This is a genomic window from Micromonospora sp. NPDC004704, assembly GCF_053601675.1.
Window position 1 is genome coordinate 14208 of record NZ_JBSGCD010000031.1, and the last position, 14591, is coordinate 28798.

16 protein-coding genes are annotated in these 14591 nt (G+C 72.4%); 7 read left to right on the forward strand and 9 right to left on the reverse strand.

From position 1 onward, the window contains the following. Nucleotides 1-263: 263 nt before the first annotated feature. The 7 genes from ACWEFB_RS29960 to ACWEFB_RS29990 all read left to right on the forward strand — a co-directional run bounded on the left by ACWEFB_RS29960 (nt 264) and on the right by ACWEFB_RS29990 (nt 6734). A complete protein-coding gene (locus ACWEFB_RS29960) occupies nt 264-941 on the forward strand; it encodes an HAD family hydrolase (protein WP_452290801.1) in 678 nt (225 codons plus the stop codon). 75 nt (nt 942-1016) lie between these two features. Beyond that, on the forward strand, nt 1017-1583 hold the full coding sequence (locus tag ACWEFB_RS29965; RefSeq protein WP_452290803.1) for a 2Fe-2S iron-sulfur cluster-binding protein: 567 nt from the start codon (nt 1017-1019) through the stop codon (nt 1581-1583). Further along, complete coding sequence (locus ACWEFB_RS29970) at nt 1580-2572, forward strand: FAD binding domain-containing protein (RefSeq protein WP_452290805.1); 993 nt, start codon at nt 1580-1582, stop codon at nt 2570-2572. The genes ACWEFB_RS29965 and ACWEFB_RS29970 overlap by 4 nt, the downstream gene beginning before the upstream one ends. Then, nucleotides 2569-4671 carry a xanthine dehydrogenase family protein molybdopterin-binding subunit gene (locus tag ACWEFB_RS29975; protein ID WP_452290807.1) on the forward strand — a complete coding sequence of 701 codons (2103 nt, stop codon included), beginning with the start codon at nt 2569-2571 and terminating at the stop codon, nt 4669-4671. Before ACWEFB_RS29970 ends, ACWEFB_RS29975 begins: the two co-directional genes overlap by 4 nt. 196 nt (nt 4672-4867) lie before the next feature. After that, nucleotides 4868-6076, forward strand: a complete 1209-nt coding sequence (locus ACWEFB_RS29980) for a cytochrome P450 (protein ID WP_452290809.1) — start codon at nt 4868-4870, stop codon at nt 6074-6076. After that, a complete protein-coding gene (locus ACWEFB_RS29985; protein ID WP_326558728.1) occupies nt 6070-6300 on the forward strand; it encodes a ferredoxin in 231 nt (76 codons plus the stop codon). The genes ACWEFB_RS29980 and ACWEFB_RS29985 overlap by 7 nt, the downstream gene beginning before the upstream one ends. A 95-nt stretch (nt 6301-6395) precedes the next feature. Beyond that, nucleotides 6396-6734 carry a DUF952 domain-containing protein gene (locus tag ACWEFB_RS29990; RefSeq protein ID WP_452290811.1) on the forward strand — a complete coding sequence of 113 codons (339 nt, stop codon included), beginning with the start codon at nt 6396-6398 and terminating at the stop codon, nt 6732-6734. 120 nt (nt 6735-6854) lie between these two features. On the opposite strand, the gene ACWEFB_RS29995 is transcribed toward ACWEFB_RS29990, so the two are convergent. The 9 genes from ACWEFB_RS29995 to ACWEFB_RS30035 are packed head-to-tail and all read right to left on the reverse strand — an operon-like array spanning nt 6855 to nt 14521. Next, nucleotides 6855-7655 carry an IclR family transcriptional regulator gene (locus ACWEFB_RS29995; protein ID WP_452290813.1) on the reverse strand — a complete coding sequence of 267 codons (801 nt, stop codon included), beginning with the start codon at nt 7653-7655 and terminating at the stop codon, nt 6855-6857. Beyond that, on the reverse strand, nt 7652-8032 hold the full coding sequence (pcaC, locus tag ACWEFB_RS30000; RefSeq protein ID WP_452290815.1) for a 4-carboxymuconolactone decarboxylase: 381 nt from the start codon (nt 8030-8032) through the stop codon (nt 7652-7654). Before pcaC ends, ACWEFB_RS29995 begins: the two co-directional genes overlap by 4 nt. Then, nucleotides 8019-8807, reverse strand: coding sequence for a 3-oxoadipate enol-lactonase (gene pcaD / locus ACWEFB_RS30005; protein ID WP_452290817.1), 789 nt, complete (start codon nt 8805-8807; stop codon nt 8019-8021). Before pcaD ends, pcaC begins: the two co-directional genes overlap by 14 nt. After that, on the reverse strand, nt 8804-10432 hold the full coding sequence (locus ACWEFB_RS30010; protein ID WP_452290819.1) for a class-II fumarase/aspartase family protein: 1629 nt from the start codon (nt 10430-10432) through the stop codon (nt 8804-8806). Before ACWEFB_RS30010 ends, pcaD begins: the two co-directional genes overlap by 4 nt. Beyond that, nucleotides 10407-10979, reverse strand: a complete 573-nt coding sequence (pcaG, locus tag ACWEFB_RS30015; protein ID WP_452290821.1) for a protocatechuate 3,4-dioxygenase subunit alpha — start codon at nt 10977-10979, stop codon at nt 10407-10409. Before pcaG ends, ACWEFB_RS30010 begins: the two co-directional genes overlap by 26 nt. Next, nucleotides 10972-11724, reverse strand: coding sequence for a protocatechuate 3,4-dioxygenase subunit beta (gene pcaH, locus ACWEFB_RS30020; RefSeq protein WP_452290823.1), 753 nt, complete (start codon nt 11722-11724; stop codon nt 10972-10974). The genes pcaG and pcaH overlap by 8 nt, the downstream gene beginning before the upstream one ends. Nucleotides 11725-11733: 9 nt before the next feature. After that, entirely contained in the window at nt 11734-12918 is a 1185-nt protein-coding gene (locus tag ACWEFB_RS30025) for a thiolase family protein (RefSeq protein WP_452290825.1), read from the reverse strand. After that, complete coding sequence (locus tag ACWEFB_RS30030; protein ID WP_452290827.1) at nt 12915-13706, reverse strand: CoA-transferase subunit beta; 792 nt, start codon at nt 13704-13706, stop codon at nt 12915-12917. Before ACWEFB_RS30030 ends, ACWEFB_RS30025 begins: the two co-directional genes overlap by 4 nt. Next, entirely contained in the window at nt 13703-14521 is an 819-nt protein-coding gene (locus ACWEFB_RS30035) for a CoA transferase subunit A (protein WP_452290829.1), read from the reverse strand. Before ACWEFB_RS30035 ends, ACWEFB_RS30030 begins: the two co-directional genes overlap by 4 nt. Nucleotides 14522-14591 lie beyond the last annotated feature (70 nt).

Genomic DNA, 14591 nt, shown 5'->3' on the forward strand with positions numbered 1-14591 from the left:
CCATTCCGCTAGCGTCTCGCCACATTGTGTAACGAGAGTCGCGGGCACCGCGTCGGTTCGGAACAGAAGAATCGAAGTGCGCATCGCGCATTCGAATTGATGCCGGACAGAACGCGTTGTTGCCGGACAGAACGCGGTTACCCGGTCCGGCGGCGGATAGACCAGTCGGATCCGGGTATGTCGGCGCGGTCCGCGAGGCGGGAGCACGGTCGGTCGGAGCAACCCGCCGACACGGGTGGGGCGGGATCGGGCACGATGGGCTTGTGACGGACGCGGTGATCTTTGACCTGGACGGCGTGATCGTGGACTCCGAACCGGTGTGGGAGGAGGTCCGCCGGCGCTACGTCGCCGATCACGGCGGCCAGTGGCAGCCGGACAGCCAACGCCGGCTGATGGGGATGAGCACCGGCGAATGGGCCCGGTACCTGAGCACGGAACTCGGGGTGGACCGCTCACCACAGCAGGTCGCCACCGAGGTGGTGGACGAGATGGCCCGGCGTTACCTGGAGCACGTACCGCTGATCACCGGTGCCGACGAGGTGGTACGCCGGCTCGCCGCGACCTGGCCGATGGGGCTGGCCAGCTCGTCGCCGGCCCGGCTGATCGAGGCCGCGCTGCGGGCCACCGGGCTCACCGACGCCTTCTCGGTGACGCTCTCCACCGAACAGGTCCCGCGGGGCAAGCCGGCGCCCGACGTGTACCTGCGGGTGGCCGAGCGGCTGGGGTTCGACCCCACCCGCTGCGTCGCGGTCGAGGACTCCTCCAACGGCGTACGGTCGGCCAGCGCCGCCGGGACCCGCGTGATCGCGGTGCCGCACGCCTCGTACCCGATCGACCCGGACGCACAACAGCTCGCCACCCTGGTCATCCCGACCATCCGCGACCTGACCGACCAGGCCGTACGGGACGCGGCGCCGGGGGCGGGACCGAGCGACGCTTAAGGCGGATCGACCCTCCACCCCGTCGTAAACCGGATAATCTGCGCGTATTCGGAGAAACGGGGAGGTGCGATCGGCATGCCCGAGGAGACAGAGCGGTCGTCGGTCACGTTGGCGGAGACGGAACGGTCGTCGGTCACGTTGGCGGTGAACGGCCAGCAGCACCGGCTCCGGCTGGACAACCGGACCACCCTGCTGGACGCGCTGCGCGAGCATCTCGGGCTGATCGGGGCGAAGAAGGGGTGCGACCACGGCCAGTGCGGGTCGTGCACCGTACTGCTCGACGGGCGCCGGGTGAAGAGTTGCCTGATCTTCGCCGTGGCCGCGTCCGGGTCGGCGGTGGTGAGCGTGGAGGGCCTGGCCGACGGCGACGACCTGCAACCGCTGCAACAGTGCTTCATCGACCACGACGCGTTCCAGTGCGGCTACTGCACCTCCGGACAGCTCTGCTCGGCCACCGGCATGCTCGACGAGGTACGCAAGGGGTGGCCCAGCGTGGTGACCGGGGACCTCGCCGCCGGACCGGTCCCCCTCACCGAGGAGGAGATCCGGGAGCGGATGAGCGGCAACCTGTGCCGCTGCGCGGCGTACCCGCAGATCGTGGCGGCGATCCGGGCCACCGCCACGGCGGAGGCGGTGCGATGAGGACCTTCCGCTACCACCGGGCCAGCGACCCGGCCGAGGCCGTACGGATGGTGGCCGGCGAGTCCGAGGCGGCGTACCTCGGCGGCGGTACGAACCTCGTCGACCTGATGAAACTGAGCGTGCAACGCCCCCGGCTGCTGGTCGACGTGACCCGGCTACCGCTGGGCTCGGTCGAGCCACTGTCCGACGGGGGCCTGCGGATCGGCGCGACCGTACGCAACAGCGACCTGGCCGCCCATCCCGTGGTCCGACGGGACTTCCCGGTGCTGACCCGGGCCCTGCTGGCAGCCGCCTCCGGCCAACTGCGCAACATGGCCACGGTCGGCGGCAACCTGCTGCAACGTACCCGGTGCGTCTACTTCCAGGACGTCGGCAAGCCGTGCAACAAGCGCGAACCCGGAACCGGGTGCTCCGCGCTGGAGGGCCAGAACCGGGACCTCGCCATCCTCGGCTGGTCGACGTCGTGCGTGGCCACCCATCCCTCCGACATGGCGGTCGCACTCGCCGCCCTGGACGCCCGGGTCGAGGTCCTGGAGCCGGACGGAGCCCGCGAGATCCCGCTGACCGAGTTCCACCGGCTGCCCGGCGACCGCCCGGACCTGGAGACGACCATGGCACCCGGTGGGCTGATCACCGGCGTACGGATCCCGGCTCTCCCGTACGCCCGGCACTCGACCTACCGCAAGGCACGCGACCGGGCCTCCTTCGCCTTCGCCGCCGGGTCGGTGGCGGCGGTGCTCGACCTGGACGGCGGCATCGTCCGCGAGGTGCGGATCGCGTACGGCGCGGTGGCCCACCGACCCTGGCGGGCCCGGCTGGCCGAGGAGACGCTGCGCGGTCAACCGGCCACGATGGAGAACTTCGGCCTGGCCGCGGACGAGGAACTGGCGGCCGCGCGTCCGTTGCCGAACAACGGATTCAAGGTGTCGCTGATCCACAACCTGACCGTGCGTACGCTCGCCGACCTGGCCGAGGCGGCGACCCGGTGAGCGCCCCGACCGTCGGCCGTCCGCACACCCGGCTGGAGGGGCGGGAGAAGGTCACCGGCGCGGCCCGGTACGCCGTCGAGTACCCGGTCGACGGCGTCGTGTACGCCTGGCCCGTGCAGGCCGACGTGGTGCGGGCCGGGATCACCCGGGTCGGCGCCGACGCCGCCCTCGCCACACCCGGCGTGCTGACCGTGCTGTGGTACGCCAACGCGCCCCGCCTGCACTCGGAGACGAACGTCGACCTGTTCCTGTTGCAGCGACCCGAGGTGCACTTCCGTGGTCAGGTGGTGGCCCTGGTGGTGGCCGAGTCGCTGGAGGCGGCCCGGGAGGCCGCCGGCCTGGTCCACGTCGACTACGACACGCTGCCGCACAGCACCGTGCTGACCGAGACGCATCCGGGCCTGTACTCACCCGACCACGTGAACCCGTCCTACCCCACCGACACCGCCCTCGGTGACTTCGAGGCCGGGTACGAGGCCGCGGAGGTACGGGTCGACCACGTGTACCGCACCCCGGCGTACCACAACAATCCGATGGAGCCACACGCCGCGACCGCCCAGTGGCGCGACGGAACGCTCGTGGTGCACGACTCCAACCAGGGCTCCACGCCCGTCGCCCAGGTCCTGGCCGGGCTGTTCGACCTGCCACCGGACTCGGTGCAGGTGATCAGCAAGCACGTCGGCGGCGGCTTCGGGTCCAAGGGCACACCGCGCTGCCAGTCCGTGCTCGCCGCGATGGCCGCCCGCGCGGTCGACCGGCCGGTCCGGCTGACCCTCACCCGCCAGCAGATGTTCTCGCTGGTCGGGTACCGCACCCCGACCATCCAACGGATCCGGCTCGGTGCCGACGCGGACGGCCGGCTCGCCGCCATCGCCCACGACGCGATCAGCCAGACCTCCACCCTGACCGAGTTCGCCGAGCAGACCGCCGTCTACACCCGCGCCATGTACGCGGCCCCGCACCGGCGAACCACGCACCGGATCACCCGGTTGGACGTACCGACGCCGTCGTGGATGCGGGCACCGGGTGAGTGCCCCGGCTCGTTTGCGCTGGAGTCGGCGATGGACGAACTGGCGGTGGCCTGCGGGGTGGACCCGGTCGAGCTGCGGATCCGCAACGACGCCCGGGTCGACCCGGAGGAGGGCATCCCGTACAGCAGCCGCAACCTGGTCGCCTGTCTGCGCGAGGGCGCGGAGAGGTTCGGCTGGGCGGACCGGGACCCGACCGTCGGCGTCCGGCGGCAGGGCCGCTGGCTGGTCGGTACCGGGGTGGCCGGGGGCAGCTATCCGGCCCGCGCCGGTGCCTCGTCCGCCTCGGCCCAGGCCAACCCGGACGGCACCTACGTGGTCCGGACCAACGCCGCCGACATCGGTACGGGAGCGCGTACCGCCCTCTGGCAGGTGGCCGTCGACGCGCTCGGCGCGCCCCCGGAACGGGTACGGATCGAGATCGGTGACAGCCGACTCCCACCGGCCCCGCTGGCCGGCGGTTCGACCGGCACGGCGTCCTGGAGTTGGGCCGTCAGCAAGGCCTGCCGGGCGCTGCGGGACCGGCTCGGCGACCGGCCGCCCACCCAGGAGGTACGGGTCGAGGCGAACACCACGCCGGAGACGAACGCCCTCTCGGCGGACCGCTCGTACGTGCGCTACGCCTTCGGCGCCCACTTCGTCGAGGTACGCGTCGACGTGGACAGTGGTGAGATCCGGGTCGGCCGGATGCTCGGCATGTTCGGTGTCGGGCGGGTGGTGAACCCGACCACCACCCGATCCCAGCTCATCGGCGGCATGACCATGGGCATCTCGATGGCGCTGCACGAGGAGGGTCTGCTCGACCCCCGCTTCGGCGACTGGGTCAACCACGACTTCGCCACGTACCACATCACCGCGAACGCGGACGTCGAGCGGATCGAGGCGGACTGGGTCGAGGAGGACGATCCGCATCTCAACCCGCTCGGGGTCAAGGGCGTCGGGGAGATCGGGATCGTCGGTTCGGCCGCCGCCGTCACGAACGCCGTGTACCACGCGACCGGCGTACGGATCCGCGAACTGCCGGTCCGGCTGGACAAGCTGCTGCCCCGGGTCACCGCGCTGCGGGGCTAGCGCTGGCACGGTGTCCGGCCACCGGCCGTCGTCACTGTCGATCGAGGTATCGATAACCAACAGTAGCGCGAATCCACCCGTTTCGCTACCATCCGTACCCGGAGCATGACCCGAGGTAGATCTTGGTGTCGTGTCGCGCAACCGCACGTCATACGCGTCCGAAGCGAACGCGCCATCTGACGACAGGGAGCCCCCGGTGACGGAAATTCAGCAGGTGTCGAGCGCCCACGCCTACCCGTTCAACCCGCCCGAACGGCTGGACCTCGACCCGAAGTATGCCGAGCTACGTGAGCACGAACCGTTGACCCGGATCCGGATGCCGTACGGCGAGGAAGCCTGGCTGGCCACCCGCTACGCCGACGTACGGGTCGTCCTCGGCGATCCCCGGTTCAGCCGGGCCGCCGCCGCGGCCCACGACGAACCCCGGAGCACACCGCAGCGGCTGGCGACCGGCATCCTCAGCATGGACCCACCCGAGCACACCCGGATCCGTACGCTGGTCGCCAAGGCGTTCACCGCCCGCCGGGTGGAGCAGTTGCGGCCGCGTACGCAGCAGATAGCGGACGAGTTGGTCGACGGGTTGGTCCACACCGGTCCCCCGGCCGACCTGGTCGAGGACTTCGCCACCCCGCTGCCGATCCGGGTCATCTGTGAACTGCTCGGGGTGCCGGTCGCCGACGAGCACAAGTTCCACCTCTGGTCCGAGGCGATCGTGTCGACCACCTCGCTGTCCCCGGAAACCATCCAGGAGTACTACGGCAACCTGTACGCGTACATGGGTGGGCTGATTGCGCAGCGTCGCGAGAAACCCACCGACGACCTGCTCGGCGCGATGGTACGGGCCCGCGACTCCGACGAGGGGCGGCTGACCGAGGAGGAGATGGTGCAGCTCGCGGCCGGTCTGCTCGCCGCCGGACACGAGACGACCGTCACCCAGATCCCGAACTTCGTCTACACCCTGCTCCGTAATCCGCAGGAGCTGGCCCGACTGCGGGCCGACCGGACACTGCTCCCCGGCGCGATCGAGGAACTGCTGCGCCACGTGCCGCTCGGCGCCGCCTCCGGCTTCGCCCGGTACGCCCTCGAGGACGTCGAACTCGGTGGTGTGCTGGTCCGCGCCGGTGAACCGGTGATCGTCGAACTCGGGTCGGCGAACCGGGACCACCGGGTCTTCGGCGACCCGGACCGGCTCGACCTCACCCGCGAGCACAACCCGCACCTGGGCTTCGGGCACGGCGTACACCACTGCCTCGGCGCGCAGCTCGCCCGGATGGAGTTGCAGGTCGCGATCGGTACGCTGCTCGACCGGCTGCCCGAACTGCGGCTGGCCATACCGGAGGCGGAGCTGCCCTGGAAGAGCGGGATGCTGGTCCGCGGTCTCAAGCACATGCCGGTCGAATGGTGAGCCCCGCCTGGCGGGTCCGGGTGGACTCGCGCCGCTGCATCGGCTCGGGAGTCTGCGCCGGGGCGGCGCCGAAGCACTTCGTCCTCGTCGACGGGCTGTCCACCCCGGTCGCCGAGACGATCATCCCGGCCGACGAGGTCGCCGCCGCGGCCGACTCCTGCCCGGTGGAGGCGATCACCGTACGGGACTCGACCGACGACCGGTTGATCGCACCGGAGCCCTGACCGGCACCGCTCGGTGGGATCCGGCCGGTGGTACCGAGCCGGCCCGGATCCCACCGACGAGCGCTCACGGACCAACCGGTGTCTAGGCTGAGCCGGTGATCTACAAACTGTTGGCGGCGGCGGAATGGGCCGAGGCCGAGACCCGGGATCGGTACGACGGTTCGGCGGTCGACCTCCAGGACGGTTTCATCCACCTCTCCGGCCGGGACCAGGTGGTCGAGACGGCGGCCCGGCACTTCGCCGGCCAGTCGGATCTCGTCCTGCTCACCGTCGACCCGGACCGGCTCGACGCCGACCTGCGCTGGGAACCGTCCCGGGGCGGCGCACTCTTCCCGCACCTGTACGGACCGCTGCCGACCGGCGCGGTGGTGGCGGTCGCACCCCTGCCGGCCGACCTCCCGGTGCCGGACGCGGTGGCCGCCCTGTTCACCTGAGCCCGGCCCGAGCCCGGCGCGCCGTCGGCCTGAAACCCGCTGGCCGAGCCCGGCGCGCCGTCGGCCCGAGACCCGCTGGTCGAGCCCGGCGGTGGGTCGGCGCAGCGGGACCATCCCACGTCAGCGCGTGGGTTGAGCGCCGCCGCGCAGGTCCTCCTCGATCCGCCGGGCGGTGGCGAGCAGCGGCGGCAGCAGTTCCCGGCGGATCACCTCGGAGGTGCCCCGGCTGGCGTGCGCCGACACGTTCAGCGCGGCGATGACCGAGCCGTCCTCGCCGTGGATGGGTGCGGCCAGCGACCGCAGCCCCTCCTCCAACTCCTGGTCGACCAGCGCGAACCCTTGGCTGCCGATCCGGGTCAGCGCGGCGCGCAGCTTGGCCGGGTCGGTGATCGTACGCCGGGTGAGCGGGCGCAACTGCGCCGTGTCGAGGTAGCCGGCGAGCCAGTCGGCCGGCTGTCCGGCCAGCAGCACCCGCCCCATCGAGGTGGCGTACGCGGGGAACCTGGTCCCGACGCTGATCGCCACCGCCATGATCCGTTTGGTCGGTACCCGGGCGACGTAGACCACCTCGTCGCCGTCGAGCACCGACATCGAGCATGACTCGTGGACCTGCGCGACCAGCGCCTCCATGTGCGGCTGCGCCACCTCCGGCAGGCTCAGGCTGGACAGGTAGGCGTAGCCCAGTTCCAGCACCCGGGGCCGCAGCGAGAACAGCCGCCCGTCCGTACGCATGTATCCCAGCTCGACCAGGGTGAGCAGGAAGCGGCGGGCGGCGGCCCGGGTCAGCCCGGTCGCGCGGGCCACCTCGCTCAGGGTGAGCTGCGGGTGGACGGCGTCGAAGGCCCGGATCACCGCGAGCCCGCGCTCGAGGGACTGGACGAACTCCGGACTACGCGACGCCGTCTCGGTCGCCTCGGTCACCCATCCTCCTGTTGCATAGTGCGCTGTGCGACCTTGAACGCCCGGTTCGCCGCTGGTACGCCAGCGTAGACGCCGACCTGCAGCAGGACTTCGAGGATCTCCTCGCGTGTCAGGCCGTTGCGCAGCGCGGCGCGTACGTGCATCGCCAGTTCCTCCTCGTGCTGCAGAGCGGCCAGCATCGCCAACGTGATGCAACTGCGGGTACGCCGGTCCAGGCCGGGACGGGTCCAGATCTCGCCCCAGGCGTACCTGGTGATGAAATCCTGGAAGTCGGCGGTGAACTCGTCGGTGCCGGCGACGGCCCGGTCCACGTGCGCGTCGCCGAGCACCTGCCGGCGTACCGCCATGCCGGCCTCGTGCCGCTCACGGTCGTCCATCGGGCTTCCCCGGCGATCCGAAGTGGTCCAGCAGCAGCTCGGTGACCGTGTCCGCCTGCTCGACGTTGGCCAGGTGGGCGGCGTCGGGCACCACCCGCAGCCGGGCGCCCGGAATTCTCGCGACGATCAGTTCGGCGTGCGGCACCGGCGTCGCCGGGTCGTCGGCTCCGGCGACCACCAGTGTCGACGCGGTGACCCGGGGCAGATCCGGCCGCAGGTCCATCGCCCCGATCGCCTCGCAGCAGGCGGCGTACCCGTCGGCCGGGGTCGAGGTCAGCATCGCCCGGTGGGCGGCGACCACCTCGGGCCGCCGTACCGCGAAGGTCGGGGTGAACCAGCGGGCGAGCACCGCGTCGGCAACCGCCCCGGTGCCGTCCCGGCGTACCGTCTCCGCCCGCTCCCGCCAGCCCTCCGGTGGGCCGAGCAGGGCCGAGGTGCAGAGCAGCGCCAGCCGTTCCACCCGCTGCGGGGCGTACGCGGCCAGCCACATGCCGACCATCCCGCCGAGGGACAGTCCCGCGTACGACACCCGCCGGATCCCGAGGTCGTCGAGCAGGTCCAGCAGGTCGGCGCCGAGACCGGCAATCGTGTACGGGGCGGACGGCGGAGCCGAACCACCGTGACCGGCGTGGTCGTACCGGATCACCCGGAACCGTGACGCCAGTACGCCAACCTGCGGGTCCCACATCTGTCCGGTGGTCCCCAACGAACTGCCGAGTACGAGCACCGGCGCGTCTTCGGGACCGTCGATCCGGGCGTGCAGTCGACTCGTCATCGGCCTACCTCCCCTGGCGGGTCACCGACCGGCCGCTGTTCCCGGTGCCGGGTCAGGGCGCGGTCGACGAAGATACCCGCGGATCCCAACCACCGGTGCGGGTCGAGTGCCCGGTCGAGGTCGTCGTCGGTGAGCAGGGCGCCGACCGTCGGGTCGGCGAGCAACGCGTCCCGGAGCGTCGCCCCGGAGCGGGACGACTCGGCGGCGGCTCGGGCGACCAGGTCGTGCGCGGCGGTACGCCCGACCCCGGATGCGAGTCGGGCGGCGACCGCCTCGGCCAGCACCAGCCCGCCGGTCGCGGCGAGGTTGGCCCGCATCCGGTCCGGCCGGACCCGCAGCCCGTCGAGCAGTCGCCGGGTCCGGAAGGCGACGCTGCCGGCGAGCCGGAGCAGGTCGAGCAGCGGTTCCCATTCCGCATGCCAGCCGCCGGCCGCCCGCTCGTGCTCCTGGATCGCGGCGGCGTACATCGTCGCGACCAGGTGTGGGGCGCGCCGGGCCGCCGCCGTGACGAGGATCGAGTCGACCGGGTTCTGCTTGTGCGGCATCGCCGACGAGCCGCCCCGTCCCGCCGCGCCGCCCTCGGCGACCTCCGCCACCTCGGACTGGGCGAGCAGGCCGACGTCGAGCGCGATCTTTCCGGTGGCCACGACCAGTCCGCCGAGCGCGGCGCTGAGGTCGAGCAGCGGTTGCCGCCGGGTGTGCCAGGGCAGCGGGGAGGTGGCCAGACCGAGCCGGTGGGCGAGCCGGTCGGCCACCGCCGGACCGGCCGGCCCGAGGGCGGCCAGGGTGCCGGCCGCGCCACCGAGCTGGGCCGGCAGCCCGAGCCGGTCCGGAGGTTGATCCGACCGGGCTTGCGGGTCGAACCGGGTCGCTGCGTCGAGCGGCGGGTCGAACCGGGTCGCCGTGTCGAGCAGCGGGTCGGATCGGGGCGGGGCGTCGAGCAAGACGTCCAGCTGGGTCCCGGCGTCGAGCAGCGCGGTCAGCCAGCCGGCGGCCTTGAGCCCGAAGGTGGTCGGTGCGGCCTGCTGGCCGAGCGTCCGCGCCACCATGACGGTGTCGCGGTGCTCGTGGGCGAGCCGGGCGGCGGCGTCGGCCGCCGCGTCGAGGTCCTGCCGCAGCGGCACCCCGGCCCGTACGGCCACCAGGACCAGCGCGGTGTCGAGCACGTCCTGGCTGGTCGCGCCGAGATGCACCCACGGCCGGGCGTCGCGCGGTACCGCGGCGGTCAGCGCCCGGACCAGCGGGACCACCGGGTTGCCGCCGGCGTCGGCGTCCCGCCCGAGCGCGGCCGGGTCGAACCGGTCGGCGCGGCACTCCCGCCCGATCGCCCCGGCCATCGGTGCAGGCACGAGACCCTCGTCGGCCGCCGCCTCGACCAGGGCGCGTTCCACGTCGAGCATCGCCTGCAGCACGGCCCGGTCGGTCAGCTCGGCGTCCACCCCGGCCGCTCCGAACAACCCGCCGAACAGCGCGCCCCGAGCCGGTGTCCCGGCCCCGTCGGCTTCGGCGCCGCCGGGCTCACCGGGTCGGTCCCCGGCCGGTACCGGGCCGAACTGCTCCCCGGCCGGTACGCCGCGCAGGCGCGCGGGTGGGCGGTCCTCAGACGGCGAAGAAAACGGTCTCATGCTCACCCTGCAGGTGGATGTCGAAGTGGAACCCGTCGGGCGCGCCTCGGGCCACCAGGGTCGTACGGCGGTCCGGGTCGATGCTCGCGAGCACCGGGTCGGCTTCGTTGCCCGCCGGTTCGTCGGGGAAGTAGAGCCGGGTCACCAGCCGGTGCAGCAGCCCCCGGGCGAAGACCGACAGGTTCAGGTGCGGCGCCTCGACGGTCCCGTCCGGTCCGGGCAGCGGTCCCGGCTTGACCGTGCGGAGGGCGTACCGGCCGGAGGCGTCGGTGGGGCTGCGGCCGAAGCCACGGAATCCGACGACCGTCGAGCGGCGGGCACCCCGGGGGTCGTCGGGGTGGTCGAACCGGCCGTCCGGATCGGCCTGCCAGCTCTCGACCAGCGCGTCGACCACCGGTGCACCGGCACCGTCGAAGACCTGCCCGCGCACCCAGATCTCCCCCGGTGTGCCGGCCGGTACGACGTCGGGCCCGTCCGGCCAGAGCAGGCCGAGGTGCAGGTACGGCCCGACGGTCTGCGACGGGGTGGAGCCGGTCCGCTCAGTCATCGTCGTCGTCCCCGTCCTCGAAGGGCGTGCTGTCCCGACCCCGCAGGACGATGTCGAACTCGAAGCCCAGCGCCCACTCCGGCTCGGAGACCGTGTGGTCGTACCGGGAGACGAGCCGTTGCCGGGCCTGCGGGTCGGGGATCGAGTTGAAGATCGGATCCTGGAAGAAGAGCGGGTCGCCGGGGAAGTACATCTGGGTCACCAGACGCTGGGTGAACGCCCGGCCGAACAGGGAGAAGTGGATGTGCGCCGGCCGCCAGGCGTTGAGGTGGTTGCGCCACGGGTAGGCGCCCGGCTGGATGGTGACGAACCGGTACCGCCCGTCGGCGTCGGTGATCACCCGTCCGACACCGGTGAAGTTGGGGTCCAGCGGTGCCGGCCAGTTGTCCACCGCGTGCCGGTACCGGCCGGACGCGTTCGGCTGCCAGATCTCGACCAGGGTGTCGGGGACCGGGCGGCCGTCGCCGTCGCGTACCCGGCCGTGCACGATGATCCGCTGGCCGAGCGGTTCGCCGTCGTGCTGGCGGGTGAGGTCGTGGTCGAGCGGGCCGAGCCGTTCGGCGCCGAGCAGCGGCCCGGTGATCTCGGTGAGCCGCTGCGGGAGCAGGACCAGCGGCCGGCTGGGAGCACGCAGCACGGTCGAGCCGTACTCGGGGCTGAGCAGCGGCGGGTGCGTACGGTCGCCGTCCGGTCGGTACGTCGGCAGCACCAGGCCGGTCGGGCCGCGTCCGGTGGTTTCGGTCATCGGTCCCTCCTAACAGGCTTCGAGCACGACGGCCAGCCCCTGGCCGACGCCGATGCAGATGGCGGCCAGGCCGTACCCGCCGCCACGGCGGTGCAGTTGCCAGGCGAGCGAGCCGAGGATGCGCGACCCGGACGAGCCGAGCGGGTGTCCCAGGGCGATCGCCCCGCCCTGCGGGTTGACCAGGCCGGGGTCCAGTTCCGGCCACTGCGACAGGCAGGCCAGTGACTGGGCGGCGAACGCCTCGTTGAGTTCGACCACGGCCAGGTCGGGGAAGCCGATTCCGGCCCGGTCCAGCGCCCGCCGGGCCGCCGCCACCGGGCCGATGCCGAACAGTTCCGGTTCGATCGCGGTGACCGCCCGGGAGACGATCCGGGCCAGTGGCGCCCGGCCGATGGTGTCGAGCCCGGCCCGGTCGGCGAGGAGCAGGGCGCTGGCGCCGTCGTTGAGCGGGGAGGAGTTGCCGGCGGTCACCGTACCGTCGGGCCGGAAGGCCGGCTTGAGGCCGGCGAGCGCCGCGGCCGAGGTCGTCGGCCGCACGCTCTCGTCGCTCACAAGATCCGTTCCGGGTACGGCGCTGACCTCGTCGGTGAAGCACCCGTCCGCCCAGGCTGCGGCGGCCAACCCGTGGCTGCGCAGGGCGAACGCGTCCTGCGCCGATCGAGAGATCCGGTACCGGTCGGCCAGTTGCTCGGTGCACTCGCCGAGGCTGGCGGTCCACTGCGCCGGCATGTCCGGGTTGACCAGCCGCCACCCGAGCGTGGTCGAGTGCAGCGTCTGCGCCCCGGCGGGGTAGGGCCGTTCGGGCTTGGGCAGCACCCACGGGGCGCGGCTCATCGACTCGACGCCACCGGCCAGGCAGATCGAGGCGTCGCCGACCGCTATCGCCCGGTTGGCCGCGATGACCGCCTCCAGACCGGACCCGCAGAGCCGGTTGACGGTAGCGCCGGGCACCGACGGCGGCAGACCGGCGAGGAGTACGGCCATCCGCGCCACGTCCCGGTTCTCCTCCCCGGCACCGTTGGCGTTGCCGAGCAGCACGTCGTCGATCCGGGCCGGGTCGAGATCCGGGCTGCGCCGGACGATCTCCCCCACCACGTGCGCTGCCAGGTCGTCGGGGCGTACGCCGGCCAGGGCGCCGCCGTACCGGCCGATCGGGGTACGGACCGCGTCGACCAGGTACACCTCGCCGGTCATGGCGCACCTTCCAGGGTGGCGGTGAGGGCGCGCAGCGCGTTCAGTTCGGCCACGGTCGGCGCGGGTTCGGTGACGAGGTTGTCGGCGACCGCGAGCGGCCACCCGGTCGACGCGCGGGCCCGGTCGACGGTGGCACCGGGATGCAGCCGGGTGAGGGTCAGCTCCAGGGTGTCCGGGTCGGGTTCCAGGACACCGAGATCGGTGATGACCAGGCGGGGCCCGCCGCCGCGCAGTCCGAGGCGCTCCCGGTCGCCGGGTCCGCGTCCGTAGCCGACCGAGGTGACGAAGTCGACCCGCTCGACGAACGTACGCGGGGTCTGCCGGACGACGACGATCACCTCGCGGCAGGAGGCGGCGATCTCGGGCGCGCCACCGGCCCCGGGCAGCCGTACCTTCGGGTCGCCGTAGCTGCCGCCGATCACGGTGGTGTTCAGGTTGCCGAGGCGGTCGAGTTGGGCGGCCCCGAGGAAGCCGACGTCGATCCGGCCGGGCTGCAGCCAGTAGTTGAAGACCTCCGGCACCGAGACCACCGAGTCGGCGGTGTCGGCGAGGATGCCGTCGCCGATCGAGAGCGGCAGCCGATCGGGTTTCGCGCCCAGGCAACCGGACTCGTAGATGAGCATCAGGTTCGGGGCGTGTGTGGCGCGGGCCAGGTTCGCCGCCGTGCTCGGCAGCCCGATGCCGACGAAGCAGGACGTGCCGTCGCGCAGTTGCCGGGCGGCGGCGACCGTCATCATCTCGTCCGCCGTCCAGTCCGGCTGTTCGGTCGTATCCAGGCCTCCACTCATTCCGACTCAACTGCTTCCAGCACGTGTCGCTTTATCCACTGGCGGAAGGTGTCCCGGTCCCGGCTGATCTCGTCCCAGCCGACGTAGAAGTTGTTGTCCCGGACCGAGTAGCCCTGGGCGTACGACGGGTGCGCGCCGCCGGGGACCTCGGCCACCGCGCCGACCACCCAGGCCGGCAGGATCACCTGACCCGGTACGGGTTCCAGCCGGTCGACGACCTCCTCGACGGTGACCAGGGACCGGCGGGCGGCCAGCACCGCTTCCTTCTGCACCCCGGTGATGCCCCAGAGCTGGACGTTGCCGGCCCGGTCGGCGCGCTGGGCGTGCACCACGGTGACGTCGGGCCGCAGTGCCGGTACGGCGGTGAGCAGTTCGCCGGTGAACGGGCAGCTGATGGTTTTGATGTTCGAGGTGTGCCGGGGCAGGTCGGTGCCGGTGTAACCACGCAGTACGGCGAACGGCAGGCCGGAGGCGCCGGCGACGTACCGGTTGGCCATCCCGGCGTGGCTGTGTTCCTCCAGGTCGAGGCGGCCCGGCCAGGAGTTCTGCACGGCGTCACGGAACCGGTGCAGGGAGCCGACGCCGGGGTTGCCGCCCCAGGAGAAAACCAGCCGGTTCGCGCACCCCATGCCGATGAGCTGGTCGTAGATGACGTCCGGGGTCATCCGTACCAGGGTCAGGTCGCGCCGTCCCTGGCGGATGATCTCGTGTCCGGCGGCGAACGGGATGAGGTGGGTGAAGCCTTCGAGGGCGACCACGTCCCCGTCGTGCACCAGCTCCGCGATCCCCTCGGACAGCGAGACGATGTTCGCCATCGGCCTTCCGCCTCCTCGTTTCCGAGCCGCCGCCACGTGTTCGGCATGCGGACTGTCGTCCTCAATTCGA